Here is a 15317-nt window from a genome sequence, read left to right on the forward strand (position 1 = left end):
ATGGCGATGAAATATGTAATCGGGGTTGACCTAGGTACAAGCGCCGTTAAGGCACTGTTGGTTGATCGAAACGGGCATGTCGTTCATGAAGCGAGTGCGAGTTACCCCTTATTCCATGAACAATCCGGTTATAGCGAGCAGCGGCCAGAAGATTGGGTAACAGGTACAATGGACGTCATGAAGCAGCTGCTCGCCATGGGGAGCGTGAATGCAGAGGACATCGACGGGATATCCTTCTCGGGCCAAATGCACGGCCTTGTCTTGTTGGATGCAAGCCACCAAGTGCTGCGGAATGCAATCCTCTGGAATGATACACGTACGACACCGCAATGTCGGCAGATTGAGGATCTGTTGGGGCCAATGCTGCTGGATACAGCCCGGAATGCGGCGCTCGAAGGCTTCACGCTTCCGAAGCTGCTATGGGTGAAGGAGCATGAACCGGAAATTTATGCGCAGGCGGATGTATTCCTTTTGCCCAAAGACTACGTTCGATACCGTATGACGGGTCACATTGCTCAAGAATATTCCGATGCGGCAGGGACGCTGCTCTTGGACGTAGCTAATAAACGCTGGAGTTCAGCGATATGCAGCGCAGTGGGTGTGGAGGAACGGCTCTGTCCGCCACTCGTCGAATCCCATGCCTTTGTAGGGTATGTAACGGCGGACTTTGCAGCGGCGACGGGATTATCCGTGCATACAAAAGTGTTCGCTGGCGGTGCAGATAATGCTTGTGGTGCGATTGGAGCAGGAATTCTATCGGATGGGAAGGCGATGTGTTCAATCGGTACGTCCGGGGTGATCTTGTCCTATGAGGAGAATAAGGCACTCCCTGTTGCAGGCAAAGTTCACTTCTTCAACCATGCGCAGCAGGACGCTTACTATGCCATGGGGGTTACGCTCGCTGCTGGCTATTCCTTGCAGTGGTTCCATGATACTTTCTGCGAGACACAGTCGTTCCCGGAAATGCTGAGCGGTCTAGCATCCACAGATGTTGGCGCGAAGGGGCTGCTATTCACGCCGTATCTAGTGGGTGAGCGTACGCCGCATCCGGATGCGAATATTCGTGGCTCTTTCATCGGCATGGACGCCTCACATACACAAGAGCATTTCACGCGGGCTGTGATCGAAGGCATTACTTTATCACTACGGGAGTCGCTTGATATTCTGCGTGATGCAGGGAAGCATATTCCGATGATGATCTCGATTGGCGGCGGTGCTAAGAATGAGACCTGGCTGCAGATTCAAGCGGATGTGTTCGATGCAGAAATTGTGCGTCTTACGAGCGAGCAAGGTCCAGGGATGGGTGCGGCTATGCTTGCAGCTCACGGCTGCGGTTGGTTCGAATCGCTGGAAGCCTGCGCGAATGAGTTCTTAAGACCTGCCCAGAGATATCAGCCGAACCCGGAAAATGTCGCAAAATACAATCAACTCTATCGACTTTACCAGCAAGTATATGATCAAACGAAGGTATTATCTGAGTCATTAGCCGCATTTCGATAACTGAACGTTGTATCTCAAGCTCTAGTCCAAATTTCATTTGGATTAGGGCTTTTTTACGTGAACTGTAAAAATCGATTTTTGAGGCATTTACACGAAATTTGTATGATTTTGTCTAATGAAAACCAATTAATACCTTGTCAAATATATGAAATGGCTTTAAGATTAAAAACGAACAATATTTCATTTTTGAACATTTGTGCCAGAAAGGGGAATTTTCAGCATGACTGATATCGCAGAAGAAAGAACGAGGTTACTCGTCAAAGTGAGCCATTTGTACTACATGGATGGCCTCAATCAACAAGAAATTGCGGAGAGACTCGGAATTTCCAGACCGCAGATCAGTCGCATGTTAAGTGCTGCGAAAGCGCAAGGAATCGTACAGATTTCGATTCGCAACCCGTACTCTGAGGAACAGGTGTATGAGAGGGTGATTGCCGAAACCTTCGGAATCCATGATGTGATTATTATTCAAATGCCAGAAGAAGAACAGCATTTGGTCGATTTGAAGCTTGCAAGAGCGGGCGCCGCACTGCTTGAATCCGTACTTAAAGACTATGACACCGTAGGGATTATGGCAGGGAGAACGGTCTCTGAGCTCAGCAAAGAACTGAATTATTTCAGCCGCAAGCATATGCAGATCGTTCCGTTGATCGGAGGCTGGGGTGCTGAAGGCGCAACATGGCATGCGAATTCGAATGCACGCGTCATTGGAGAGAAGTTGAAGGCAAAGTATCTGCAGCTCAATGCACCCGCGGTTGTAGGGTCCAAGGAAGTGCGCGATACGATTGTAAATGAGCCGGAGATATCGAAGGTCGTGGACATGTGGGATCAGGTAAATGTGGCTGTCGTAGGCATCAGTCAAGTGACCGACGAAGCATCTGTTGTGAAGTTTGGGTATTTTGGCACGAAAGAAATGAATGAGATCAAGTCTATGGGCGCGGTCGGCGGCATCTGTACTTCGTTTCTAGACGAGCAGGGTCATGTGATTTCTTATCCATCTGAACAGCGAATGATCGGCATGAGTGCGGAGACATTACGGCGAATACCGAATGTGATCGCAACCGCGAGTGGTATGGATAAAGTCCCAGCCATATGTTCTGTCTTGCGAGGGAAATGGGTCAATGTACTCGTCACGGATATGGCTACAGCCAAGGCTGTGTTAGAGTGGCATCACGCTCATCCCGTTACATAGAACCATATCAAGAGAAAGAAATGAATAGGGGGAACAATAATGAAAAAGGCAGTATCCGTGTTATTATCCATCATTTTTATCATCAGTCTAGCAGCGTGCTCAGGCGGTAATTCAAGCAAGGATGGCGAGAAGAACGTGTCCATCATGACGCCATTCCTATCATCCGTAACGACGAATGAGATGGTCGAGGCGCTGAAGAAGCAAGCCGCTGATCATGGCTGGAAAGCCAATGTCATCGATACGAAGGGTGATGTAGGTCAATTAGCTAGCCGCATGGAGGATGTCATCGCGAGCAAGACGGATGCGATTATCATCGTAAGTACGGACCCGAACCAATTGAAAGCACAGATTCAATCGGCGAAAGAGAAGAATATCCCGGTTATGGGCTGTGACGCTGGATATATTGAAGGCATGACGATGAACGCGACAAGCGATAATACGGAAATGTCGAAAATGATTACAACGCACTTATTCGATACAATCGGCAAAAAAGGGAATTTGGTTGCGTTAACGTACCGTGCGCATCCAGGTGTTCTGAAACGTACGCTTTTCCTTGATCAAATGCTAAGCGAGAACGCAGATGTGAAGAAAGTAACGGAAATGCAAGTTGAAGTTCCTGGGCCAATCGAGAGCGCACGTAAACAAATGGAGAGCTTATTGCTCGCGAATAAAGAGCCAGGTTCGATCACAGCGGTATGGACAGGATGGGATGAGCCAGCAATTGGTGCAGCACAAGCGATCGAAGCATCTGGACGTAAAGATATCGTCGTTATCGGAATCGACGGCAACAGTCAAGCGGTAGAAATGATCAAGAAGGGTTCACCATTGATCGCAACCGTCAAACAGAACTTCCCTGGAATGGCTGAGATCGTAGCGCAACAGCTTGATCTCGTATTCCAAGGCAAAGCGGTTGAAGGTACAGAATTGTACGCACCAGCAAGCTTAATTACGAAAGACCAAGGATAACACAAATGGATGAAGGTAGAGCGGCTGGTCTCCAGCCGCTTTATTCCTTCCATGGCAGGAGGATGACCTGGATGTCACTGTTAGAGGTTCAACAACTGGATAAGAAGTTCGGTCTACATCACGCCCTCTCGGACATTTCCCTCTCGATCGCGTCAGGCGAAGTTGTGGGTCTAGTGGGGGAGAATGGCGCAGGTAAATCGACGTTCATCAAAATTATAACAGGTGTCTATACACCGGATGGCGGTCGCATCGCATGGAATGGACAAGCCGTTACGATTCATTCACCGCGTGATGCGCATCGTTTGGGCATTCATGTAATCCATCAAGAGCGGCATTTAATCCCTTCGTTCTCAGGATATGAGAATTTGTATCTCGGTCTTCCGCTTCCACAGCTGAAATTCGGACTTCGGGTCAAGTGGAACCAGATGAAGGAACGTGCTGAGGCTGTGAAAAAAGAGCTTGGGATCGAGTTGGATTTGACGAAAACCGCAGAGGAGATGTCCCCGCCAGAGCGTACGATGCTCGAGCTGATGCGGGTTATGATGCAGGATTGCAAGCTGCTAATTCTCGATGAGCCGACAGCATCGTTAACCGATCAGGAGACGGAAGTTCTGTTCCGCCTGATTGAGCGGATGACGGACCAAGGGACAGCGATTTTGTATGTCTCGCACCGGATGGAGGAAATTTTCCGATTATCCGATCGAATTATCGTATTCCGGAACGGCAAGTGGGCAGGTACGCTTCAACGGGAAGAAGCCGATCTCAAGAAAGTGATTTCTTATATGACGGATACAGACTATCAAGGAACAACAGCACAAGAGCGCACGAATGCCTTGCATGAGCCTGTACTTCTTGAAGTGAGAAACTTATCTACCGTCGATGGTACGGTGAGAGATACCAGCTTCCGTGTCCATCGCGGTGAAATTGTCGGTATCTTCGGTCTGGCTGGAGCGGGACGTACGGAATTACTCGAAGCGATCTATGGCGCGCGGCCAATTCAGAGTGGTGATATGGCAGTCGCAGGGAAAGCGCAGCGCATTGCCTCACCGCAGCAAGCCTTGGAGAACGGCATGGTACTCATCCCTGAAGATCGCAGATCGGAAGGTCTCGTCATGAATCTGACGATTCGCGAGAATATGACACTGCCTCGTCTGAAACATTTCTCAACGGGATTCTACGTGCGGCAGCGGTTCGAGAAGAGCGAAGTGCGGCGTTTTATGGATCACATGAATGTCAAAGCAACGTCCAGTGAGCAGAACGTATCCGAGCTTAGTGGTGGGAATCAACAGAAAGTCGTCTTTGCCAAAGCAATGATGAACAATCCGGAGCTCTTCTTATGCGATGAGGCAACGCAAGCGGTTGATGTCATGACGCGCGAAGAAATTCATCGCCTGCTTAGGCAGCAAGCGCGCGATAAGCGCGGGGTGGTCTATGTCTCTTCTGATATTCACGAAATATTGGACTTATGTGATCGGATTTATGTGCTTCGGGAAGGGACTATCGTGGCTGAAGTGCCTGGTGGGGAAGTTACCTCCGAACAACTCTTACAAATTTGCTATAATCGGTAATTTAAAAAGTCACCTTATGATCACGAAGTATTATCAGGGAGCTAAACCGACATCGAATCTTGCACTCAACTTCGAAGAGCATATGCTTACGAGGCATGTTTCCTTCCAGAAACATTTCAGGTGCTCAATTTAGGTTCTGCCTAAACTCCGCTCCTCCTAAAAGTTTTTCGTAGAAAAACTAGCTTCGAAAGCATGGCTTCAGTTTCATACAACCTTCTTGGTGCTAATAAGTCGACTTTTTGAACTTTGGATTTTATCGATGAAAGGAAGACCTATCATGGAAACTACGAAACTAACTAAAAGCTCTTCTTCAATCGAGTGGAGCAAAATATTTAGATCCTATGGCACAGTGATCGCCGGTGTGATCATCACGATTATTTTCAGCGTATTGAATCCGGACTCATTCGCGACACTGGATAATGCCATCAACATTAGTCGCCAAATATCCTTCCTCGTCATCATTGGGATTGGCGCGACGATTGTCATGTCCGTTAGTGAATTTGACCTATCGATCGGAGCGATTGCAAGTCTTGGCGGGGTCATTGCGGCGAAAATTGCAGCCAGCGGCGGACCGATCTGGATCGCTTTTCTAGCACCGGTTCTTGTGGCACTGGTTGTCGGCTTCATCAACGGATGGATCGTAACGCAGTTCCGCGTATTATCATTCATTACGACACTTGCGATGAGTACCATTCTCGGCGGATTCACCTTCTGGTTAACAGGCGGCGCGACGATCTTCGAGAATATTCCAGACAGCTTCCGATTGGTCGGTCAGAAATCGCTGCTCGGGATACCGCTTCTCTCCATCGTCATGCTGCTGATTACGATTCTGTTCTGGTATGTGATGACACAGACGGCTTTCGGCAGACGTCTCTATGCGATTGGCGGCAATGAATCGGCTTCCCGGATTGCAGGCCTTCGCGTGAAATGGAATAAGAACGCAGCGTTCGCCTTAGGTGCGGCACTTGCGGCATTAACGGGCGTACTTATGGCTTCACGTCTTGGCTCTGCGCATCCGACTGCAGGGAACGGATTGTTCCTACAGGCTTATGCAGCGGCATATCTTGGCATGACATCGTTCAAGGAAGGCGTACCGAACATTTGGGGAACCTTCGTGGGCGCCGCGATTATCGGGATTCTAGCGAATGGACTTACGATTATGCAGGTTCCGACATTTATGCAGGACGTCATCACAGGGTTGATCGTTATCGCAGCCGTTATTATGCAGAAGTTCGGACGTGGTTCGCGATGAGCAATCACTTTAACAGCAAGAGAAACTTACAAGCTTGGCAACGGATTGAAGAATTGCAAGAAGCACTGTTGATTGGCTACTTCGTATCCGGAGATCCGGATGTGGAGAAATCCCTCGAGATCGTGAAGGATTCCGCGACGGCCGGAATTGATATTTTTGAGATCGGTATCCCTAGCGCGAATCCGTTTATGGACGGCGCTGTCATTAAGCGTGGACATGAACGGGTTCAAGCACATGCCGAGGATCAAGCGGGCAATGACTGGCTCATGCCTTATATGACGCGTCTTCGCCTGCAGATGGAAGAGCCGATCTGGGCGATGGGATACAAGAAGGAGCTCGTCGAAGAGGGCCTTGCGCTGCAGCTCGCAGAAGCAGGTCTGATCGATGGTTTGGTGATCCCGGATGCGAGCATCGAGGATCAAATCGCATTGCAGTCCGCCCTCGCGGTGCATGGCGTCGATGTCGTTGGATTCGTTAACGATGCGCTCCCGGACGAAGAGATGGAACGGGTCTGCAGTGCGCTCAACATTCTCTATGCCCAGCTCTACACGGGAACGACAGGGAATCCGCTGGCGAACTCCAGTACGAATTTGTCTGATTTGTATGCGAAGGCTAGAACGTTCACGAAGACAGCGATGATCGTTGCCGGGTTCGGACTGCGATCGGGGGACCGGGTGAAGTCCGTCGTGGCTAGCGGCTTCGAAGGTGCTGTCGTAGGATCGGTTCTTGTAGCACGCTGCGAGACGGGGGAGCAGGATTATTTGTACCGTCTGATTTCGGAGATGAAAGAGAACACAACGCTTGCAGATATGAAGGAGTGAGATGATGGGCTACATTGCTGCTTTTGATATCGGGACGACGAATGCCAAAGGTGTGTTGGTGGACAAGCATGGGGGATTACATCAAGAGCAGGATGTTCCGATGCATACACGCCTTCAAGGAGGATGGATCGAACAACATCCAGAGCAATGGATGGAAGCCGTGTGTACGATTGCTGATGTATGGTGGAGCAGTGGAATTCGTGCCCATGACATCGAACTCATTACATTTAGCGGACAAATGCAAGATATCATTCCCATCCGAGCAGATGGCCTCCCTGTCCGGCCTGCCATCCTCTATTCTGATGGACGTGCTGCAGAACAAGCAGCACGAATGAATCAGGAGCTCGGTCATGAGGGGATATTCCAGGTGACCGGGAATGCTTTGGATGGCACGTCGCCGCTGGCGAAGCTGTTATGGATGCAGGAGCGGGAAGCGGAGCTTGATGTGAAGACAGCTTGGTACCTAATCAGCTCCAAAGATTATGTCATTTATCATCTTACGGGTCAGGCGGTCACGGACGCGACAACTGCGGCGACAACGGGGATGATGAACCTTCATATACGGGAATGGGAAACGGCCTGGTTATCACGTTATGCACTTGATGCGAAGAAGCTGCCGCCGATTCTGGCACCGGAAGCGGTCGCTGGCGAGGTGCATCCAGAAGCTGCGCGGATGACCGGATTCCGGGCAGGAACGAAGGTGCTGTGCGGCATTGGCGATGCTGGAGCAACGACCATAGGTGCCGGCGTAACGGCTCCCGGTGAAATGTATGGCTACATTGGGACGACAGGATGGATTGGGATGACGTCCAATCAGAAGCTGCCTGCAGAGAGTCGGGTATTCCATTTGGCCCATGCGGCGGATGGTGTGTTGATCGCTGTTGCACCGCTGCTTAATGCGGGTAATGCACATCAGTGGGCGGTAACAACGTTTGGCGAAGGTGCGGATGGATCGAACTCAGCCTATCAAGCGTTTGAGGAAGCCATTCGGGCGACCAATCGACTCGAGAATCACGTCTTGTTCCTGCCCTATCTGAACGGGGAACGTTCGCCGATTCAAGATCAGCAGGCTGCAGGTTGTTTTATAGGTCTGAAGCAGGCAACGACGAAGGCGATGATGGGATGTGCGGTGCTGGAAGGGGTAGCCTTCGCGATGAAGCAAGTGCAGCAGCAGCTCGGCGATGGTAACGCGCTACAGAAGCCGCTTGTTCTCATTGGCGGTGGAACGAAAAGCCCTGTCTGGTGTCAGATGATCGCGGATATTTTCGGCGTCCAAGTTCGAGTTCCGCAAGATTCGCAATACCTCCCGGCTCTAGGGGCAGCATCAGGCGGATTCATTGCTCTGGGTTGGGTGAATAGCTATACCGAATTCGCGGATCAATATTTATCTACAGCGGAGGCAGAGGTGTATACGCCAGATGATGCGCTTCATACGCATTATCAACGTAAGTTCGAGCGTTATAAAAGCATTTATCCTTCTGTGAAGAGTTTATTTATAGACAATTAAGAGGCATCAGCGATAACCGAATTCCCTATGACCTGGGGGTTCGGTTATTTTTGTTCAAAAGAAGACTATTATAATGCTAATCAACCTCGTCATCGTATTCTACAATGGATTTGAAAAGCGACGGAAGATCCGTATAGAAGAGGTTCGTTTTTGTCCAACGAGGGAGGAATCGTCATGAACAGCATGATTAGAAATGCTGCACAAGTTAGGCCGTCGGATCGCCAATTGGCTGTACAGGATATGGAGTTTTACGCATTCGTCCATTTTACGGTCAATACGTATACCGACAAAGAATGGGGGATGGGGAACGAAGATCCTTCGATTTTTAATCCTACAGAATTTGATGCAAATCAATGGGTGGAAGCGTGTAAAGCGGCGGGAATGAGAGGCTTGATCCTCACATGCAAACATCATGATGGTTTTTGCTTATGGCCAAGTGCGTATACGGAGCATTCCGTCCAACATAGCCCATGGAAGGACGGGAAAGGGGACATCGTACAAGAAGTATCCGAAGCCTGTCGCAAGGGCGGCATCCAATTCGGAATCTATCTATCACCATGGGATCGTCATGAACAATCCTATGGCGATTCGCCCTTGTATAATGCGTATTTTAGAAATCAATTGCGAGAGTTGCTGACGAATTACGGGGATCTATTCTGCGTCTGGTTCGACGGTGCTTGCGGTGAAGGACCGAACGGTAAACGTCAAGTCTATGATTGGGAGAGCTACTACGCATTGATCCGGGAGCTGCAGCCGAATGCGGCAATCTCCGTATGCGGTCCGGATATTCGTTGGTGCGGCAATGAAGCGGGTCACTGCCGAGAATCGGAGTGGAGCGTTGTGCCTGCATCACTTCGGGATAATGAGCGAATCCAAGAGAAATCGCAGCAGGTGGATGAAGCGGAGTTCGCGCGAAGATACAACTCGGAAGACAAGGATTTGGGCAGTAGAGAGGTCATACAACATGAGAGAGAGCTGGTATGGTACCCCGCGGAAGTGAATACATCGATTCGTCCCGGATGGTTCTATCATGCTTCGGAAGATGATATGGTCAAATCACTAGATGAACTACGGCGTATCTACTATGGGTCTGTTGGTGGCAATGCAATGTTTCTCTTGAATATTCCGCCTGATCGCCGTGGACTGTTTCACGAAAATGATGTAGCACGCCTGAAGGAACTCGGTGAATTGATCCGTAATACATTCAAAGACAATCTAGCAGCTCATGCATGTGTGCAATCCTCGGAATCGATGGAAGGACAACCTGCAAGCAACTTGGTTGATGGGAATAACGATACATACTGGTGTCCGCAAGAAGGCACGGAGCAAGCAACGATTGAAGTTGATTTGAAACATGAAGCGACGTTTGACCATGTTATCCTACAGGAACACATTCGATCAGGGCAGCGTATTGAAAGATTCGTCTTAGAGTACCGTGACGGAGAAGAATGGAAGTCGTTATTTCGTGGGACAGTGATTGGTTATAAGCGGATTTGCCGATTCGATGCCGTGAGATCCCGCTATATCCGGCTATCGATTACTGAATCGAGATGGTGTCCGACAATTTCCAGCATCGGGGTCTATTCGAGTCTATAACCATTACTATATAATCATAAATTTTAGTAGACATGCAGGAAGCATGTGACCGTTAGAATCATTGTTACGGTTGCATGCTTCTTTGCTATGGGGATTATTTCTTAATCACTTTACGTTTATAAGGTATAAAGAACTACTATTTACAAGAAATCCATCGTATTTTTCATAAAATTTACAATTTTCTTTACAATTCCTTCACCGAATATTAATATCTGGCGAACAATTCATGCGAAGTCTTTTAACAATCCCATGTGAAAATAACATTAGAAGTTCAAATCCGCTACATAATCCGAAAAGAATGGGTGAAAAGAAATCCATGAAAAAGAACATGTTGGGTAAGGTCATTGCATCTGCTTTAGTCACTGCTGTTGTAACAACAACTGCTGCAAGCGCAGCACCAGTAGAGAAGAAACCTACGCAAGGAACTGCAAGTATCGAAGCGCGTAACGTGCTTGCGAACCCGGTCGTGAACGCAACGTTATCGGTTGATGGCATCAAGTCTGTTGTGAAATCGATCAAATCAGGCAGTCAAGTGCTCTATGCCGCATCGGATCTTGCGAATGCACTCGGTGCAAGTTATATCAGCAGTGGCAGCAGCACTACGTTGCTTAACGAGTTCCACACGGCTGAAATTTTTGCAAGCAGCACAGAATTCAAAGCAAATGGCAAAGAAGCGAAATTCGTTACAGCACCGCAAACGGTTCAAGGCGTCTTGTATGTTGAATTGCCTGCGATCGTAGATGCGCTAGGTGGCGAAATCGACGGTACAGAAGTGAAGAGCGTGAAAGTCCTTGAAGGTATTTTCTCCGCACCGCGTTTGATCAATAACGCAACTGTGATCGTGAACAAAGATGATGCAGATGCAACAGAAATCTATCAATTGCGTACTGCCAACAACAAGAACGAGATTCTATCAACAGTAGATGAAGCTGCATCGATGGTCGTATCGCCAGATGGTCAATATGGTGTCTATGCTGACGCATCAGCTCAACTGATTCTCGTGAACCTACATACAGGAACATCTCATGTGTGGAGCAGCGATAACTCTGTCAAAATGGATTTGGTATGGACGGCAGACAGCAAAAAAGTATACTTCGCACAAGGCGATAAGCAAGAGAAAATCGGCGTCATCGAGCTAGGCAGTTCTTCGGTGAAATCGATTCTATCGGATAAAGTAGAGAACAAAGCAGAGCCGCGTGTATCGGCAGACGGAACAAAAATGGTGTATACAGTGAACGTAACAGGTGTTGCGGATAGCGACAAAGAGAGCACGGAAGAGTCACTCAAAATTGACTATTCCAAAGCGGGCTCCCAGTTGTTCGTGTTCGACCTGACGAAGAAAGATGCGAAGCCGGTTCAATTGACGAAAGCGCTCGATAACAAATTGTTCGCGAATGTCTTGAATGATGGTCGTGTCATGTACATCAGCGCAGATCCAGACGGCAAAGTCGAGAATGATGTCTTGAAGGCGATCTCCGCAGACGGAAAGAATCTATCAGATCTTATCGCAGATAAAAATGTACTTTGGAGCGCTGTAACAACGCAAGATACGCTTGTAGTTGCTACGGAAGATGCATCTGGTGTGACGATCGCTCAAGTATCTGCGCAAGGCGAGCGTAAAGAATTATTCAAGATCAAAGCCGAAGTATCAGAAATTTCAGTATCGGCAGATGGTTCCACAATCGCATTGATCGCTGACGGTAAAGTTGTTATCGTACAGAACGGTCAAGCAACGACGTTAACGAAATAAACTAAACCTGAATCTCGAGAGGAGAATATACACATGAACGTTTTCAAAAAATTCACTGTGCTTACATTAGCAACAATGTTCGTCATCACATCAGCATTCGCAGGTTCCGCAGCAGCGGCTGGCGATACTTTGAAGGGGAAAATCACGATTAACGGCTCCACAGCCCTTCTTCCATTAACGCTTCAAGCGGCAAAAGAATTCCAAAAGCTTCACCCGAAAGTATCCTTCGCAGCATCCGGTAAAGGTTCCGTAACAGGCCCTCAAGCGGTTAAAAAAGGGATCGCGGACATCGGCGCATGTGACTGGGATGCAAGCACAGACGTTCCAGGATTCAAAGCTTTTGATGGTCAAGTGGCGAACAAAGTCGCTGTCATTCCTTTCGCAACAGTCGTAAACAAGAACGTAGGCGTAGATAACCTTACGACAGAGCAATTGAAAGGCATTTTCTCCGGTAAAATTACGAACTGGAAAGATGTTGGCGGTTCGGATGAAGATATCGTCGTGATCACTCGTGCTTTCGGTTCCGGTACACGCGTTAACTATCAAGCTAAAGCACTTGGCGGTGGCGATATCGTGAAGAAGAGCAAGAACTATAAAGAAGTAGGCTCCAGCGGTGATATGAAAACAGCCGTAGCAACGACACCAAACTCGATCGGTTACATCGACTTGGTATACGTGAACAGCGATATTAAAGCTGTGAAGTTCAATGGCGTTGAAGCAACAGCAGAAAATGTTATCAACGGTAAATATAAAATTTGGTCCTATGGCTACTACATGACAAAAGGTCAACCAACAGGCGAAGTGAAAGCATTCATCGAGTACATTCAGAACAAAAAGTTCCAAACAACAACAGCGAAGAAAATGAAATTCATTCCACTTTCTGCAATGCAATAATTCGAATCATTCATGAACAACCTTGCGGCCAGCCTGAGAGGAATCAGGCTGGTTGCTTTATGGGAGGAACCTTATGCATACGCCTATTTCTGAACAGGCACCACAGTCGTCGATCCTTGGCGATGTTACGTCGAAGTCGAAGTTCAATCGTGCAGCTCGCGTAAGATTTACGAATCGGCTGTTCCAGAGCTACTTTTTATTCAGTATCCTTGCACTATGCTTCGTCTTAGCGCTCGTCATCGTCTTTATTGCCAAAACTGGCTTCCTAACCTTTGAGACGGTATCTTTCAAGGAGTTCTTCCTCTCGTTCAACTGGGCACCGGAAGAAGAGCATTATGGTGCTGCAGCCTTCATCGTGAACACGATTACGTTGACGGGATTGACGCTGCTGATCTCCGTGCCGATCTCGATTGCGATTGCGATCTTCAATGCGGAGATTGCTCCAGCTTGGTTCCGCAGCTTCATTCGACCTGTACTGGATCTTCTAGTCGGTATTCCTTCGATTGTGTATGGCTATCTAGGTCTAACTGTCCTGATTCCGCTCTTGCGTGATTGGACGGGTGAAGGGCTTGCAGACGGGATCTTCGCGGCTGCGCTTGTCCTTTCGCTTATGATCTTACCAACGATTAGCCGGATCAGTGATGATGCGATCACAGCGGTGCCGAAGAAGTATCGTGAAGCGGCTTACGCGCTAGGTTCAACACGATTACAAGTGATTCTCAAAGTGATTGTGCCTGCGGCGAGTCGAGGCATTATGACGGCGGTGATCTTGGGCATGACGCGTGCGATTGGGGAGACGATGGCCGTCGTGATGGTGATCGGGAATACCGCGCAGCTTGCGAAGACCCTTTTCACACCTACTTCCGTGCTGACGAGTAACATCGTGATGCAGATCTCGAATGTGGAGTTCGAGTCGACTTGGAACTATGCGTTACATATGATGGCGTTCCTGCTATTAGCGATATCCATGATTCTGATTCTAATTATTCGATTCTTACGGGGTAAAGGCGGTGCACAGGCATGAGTGGATTCACAGCGACAAAGCGCAATATGCGTGCACGCTTCATGGATCGCATGGCAACCGGGTTGTTCTGGGGTATTGGCTTGCTCATTTTGCTGCTTATTTTCTGGCTGCTCTATACGATTATGCATAAAGGGTTACCTGAGATTACACCGAAGTTCTTGGTTGATTTGCCAGACGAGATTGAAGCGGGCGGCGGGATTGGGCCTATGCTGTTCAACTCGTTCTATGTTCTCATCCTCTCCTTGATCTTCTCCATACCGATTGGGGTTGGTGCAGGCATTTACATGGCGGAATATGCACCAGCGAACAAATTCACGGAAGGTTTGCGTATTTGCGTTGAGGCGCTATCTTCGGTTCCTTCGATCGTGTTCGGGATGCTCGGACTCGCAATTTTCGCAGAATACTTTGGCATAGGGCTTACGATTATCGGCGGCTCGATCAGCTTGGCATTCTTGAACTTGCCGATGTTGACGCGTGTTACGGAAGAGGCGATTCGTGCGGTGCCGAATGAGCTACGGAACGCATCGTATGCGCTAGGATCTACTCGATTCCAGTGTATTCGTACAGTCGTACTGCCTGTCGCAATGAATGCGATTGTAACCGGTGTATGTCTCGTCGCAGGACGTGCATTCGGCGAATCTGCGGTTATTATTCTAACAGCGGGGCTAAGTACATCGGGCGAAATGTGGGATTTCAGTCTGTTCGCACCTGGTGAGACCCTTGCGGTTCATCTCTGGTACGTGCAATCGGAAGCCATCGTCGAGGATGCACGGCAAATTGCGGACAAATCCGCCGCGGTTCTTGTATTCGTCGTCTTGTTGATCAATATGGTCTTCCGCATTCCGCTTTGGTTCAACAATCGCAAGTTAAAACGCTAGATATGTGTGATGATACACAACATACAACGATACGTAAGCTTTTCTGCTGGCCGGTCATGGCTACCTTGCAGGAAAGCTTTCTTTGCATTTTTAACTCCCCCTTCTATATGGTAAAATGGAGGGAAGAATGAAGCGTGTGTGTCTTTTGTAGAAAAATAGTAAAATGTCGCATGTAAACCGTCGTTTGAGAGCGGAGCGGCTGAAATCGTACTGAAGAAGCGATAGCGTTCGCCTTTGTCATCGGATTTCAACCTATTACGGTTCTAGTCAATCCAAGAAATCTGAGGACAAGAGCGATCGGAAGAACGATTCAGATGCGGAGCGGGCTACGAGCAAAGGCAGTTACTTTTTTTACAACACATGACGCTT

12 protein-coding genes are annotated in these 15317 nt (G+C 48.5%); all 12 read left to right on the top strand.

Annotation, left to right across the window (positions count from 1 at the left end):
• The first annotated feature begins 6 nt into the window (after window positions 1–6).
• The 12 genes from xylB to pstA all read left to right on the top strand — a co-directional run bounded on the left by xylB (window position 7) and on the right by pstA (window position 14948).
• Complete coding sequence (xylB, locus tag AC3WU2_RS13520) at window positions 7–1500, top strand: xylulokinase (RefSeq protein ID WP_492454884.1); 1494 nt, start codon at window positions 7–9, stop codon at window positions 1498–1500.
• Window positions 1501–1720: 220 nt separating this feature from the next.
• A complete protein-coding gene (locus AC3WU2_RS13525; RefSeq protein WP_018756051.1) occupies window positions 1721–2692 on the top strand; it encodes a sugar-binding transcriptional regulator in 972 nt (323 codons plus the stop codon).
• A 39-nt stretch (window positions 2693–2731) separates the two neighbouring features.
• Window positions 2732–3658 (top strand): sugar ABC transporter substrate-binding protein, encoded by a 927-nt coding sequence (locus tag AC3WU2_RS13530; RefSeq protein ID WP_018756050.1) that lies wholly within the window; start codon window positions 2732–2734, stop codon window positions 3656–3658.
• Between the two features lie 71 nt (window positions 3659–3729).
• Window positions 3730–5226 (top strand): sugar ABC transporter ATP-binding protein, encoded by a 1497-nt coding sequence (locus AC3WU2_RS13535; RefSeq protein WP_492454888.1) that lies wholly within the window; start codon window positions 3730–3732, stop codon window positions 5224–5226.
• 277 nt (window positions 5227–5503) lie between these two features.
• Window positions 5504–6478, top strand: coding sequence for an ABC transporter permease (locus AC3WU2_RS13540; RefSeq protein WP_492454890.1), 975 nt, complete (start codon window positions 5504–5506; stop codon window positions 6476–6478).
• On the top strand, window positions 6475–7299 hold the full coding sequence (locus tag AC3WU2_RS13545; protein ID WP_492454892.1) for a tryptophan synthase subunit alpha: 825 nt from the start codon (window positions 6475–6477) through the stop codon (window positions 7297–7299). Before AC3WU2_RS13540 ends, AC3WU2_RS13545 begins: the two co-directional genes overlap by 4 nt.
• Window position 7300: 1 nt before the next feature.
• The gene (locus AC3WU2_RS13550; RefSeq protein WP_492454894.1) at window positions 7301–8806 is read left to right on the top strand and encodes a xylulokinase; all 1506 of its coding nucleotides are present in this window, start codon (window positions 7301–7303) and stop codon (window positions 8804–8806) included.
• A gap of 174 nt (window positions 8807–8980) precedes the next feature.
• Window positions 8981–10402, top strand: coding sequence for an alpha-L-fucosidase (locus AC3WU2_RS13555; RefSeq protein WP_492454896.1), 1422 nt, complete (start codon window positions 8981–8983; stop codon window positions 10400–10402).
• Window positions 10403–10718: 316 nt separating this feature from the next.
• Window positions 10719–12152 carry a TolB family protein gene (locus AC3WU2_RS13560; protein WP_492454898.1) on the top strand — a complete coding sequence of 478 codons (1434 nt, stop codon included), beginning with the start codon at window positions 10719–10721 and terminating at the stop codon, window positions 12150–12152.
• A 33-nt stretch (window positions 12153–12185) separates the two neighbouring features.
• Window positions 12186–13046, top strand: coding sequence for a phosphate ABC transporter substrate-binding protein (locus AC3WU2_RS13565; protein ID WP_492454901.1), 861 nt, complete (start codon window positions 12186–12188; stop codon window positions 13044–13046).
• Window positions 13047–13119: 73 nt separating this feature from the next.
• Window positions 13120–14070 carry a phosphate ABC transporter permease subunit PstC gene (pstC, locus tag AC3WU2_RS13570; RefSeq protein ID WP_314586873.1) on the top strand — a complete coding sequence of 317 codons (951 nt, stop codon included), beginning with the start codon at window positions 13120–13122 and terminating at the stop codon, window positions 14068–14070.
• The gene (pstA, locus tag AC3WU2_RS13575) at window positions 14067–14948 is read left to right on the top strand and encodes a phosphate ABC transporter permease PstA (protein WP_492454903.1); all 882 of its coding nucleotides are present in this window, start codon (window positions 14067–14069) and stop codon (window positions 14946–14948) included. Before pstC ends, pstA begins: the two co-directional genes overlap by 4 nt.
• Window positions 14949–15317: the final 369 nt, after the last annotated feature.

Source organism: Paenibacillus sp. EB106-05-06-XG162 (assembly GCF_058791655.1).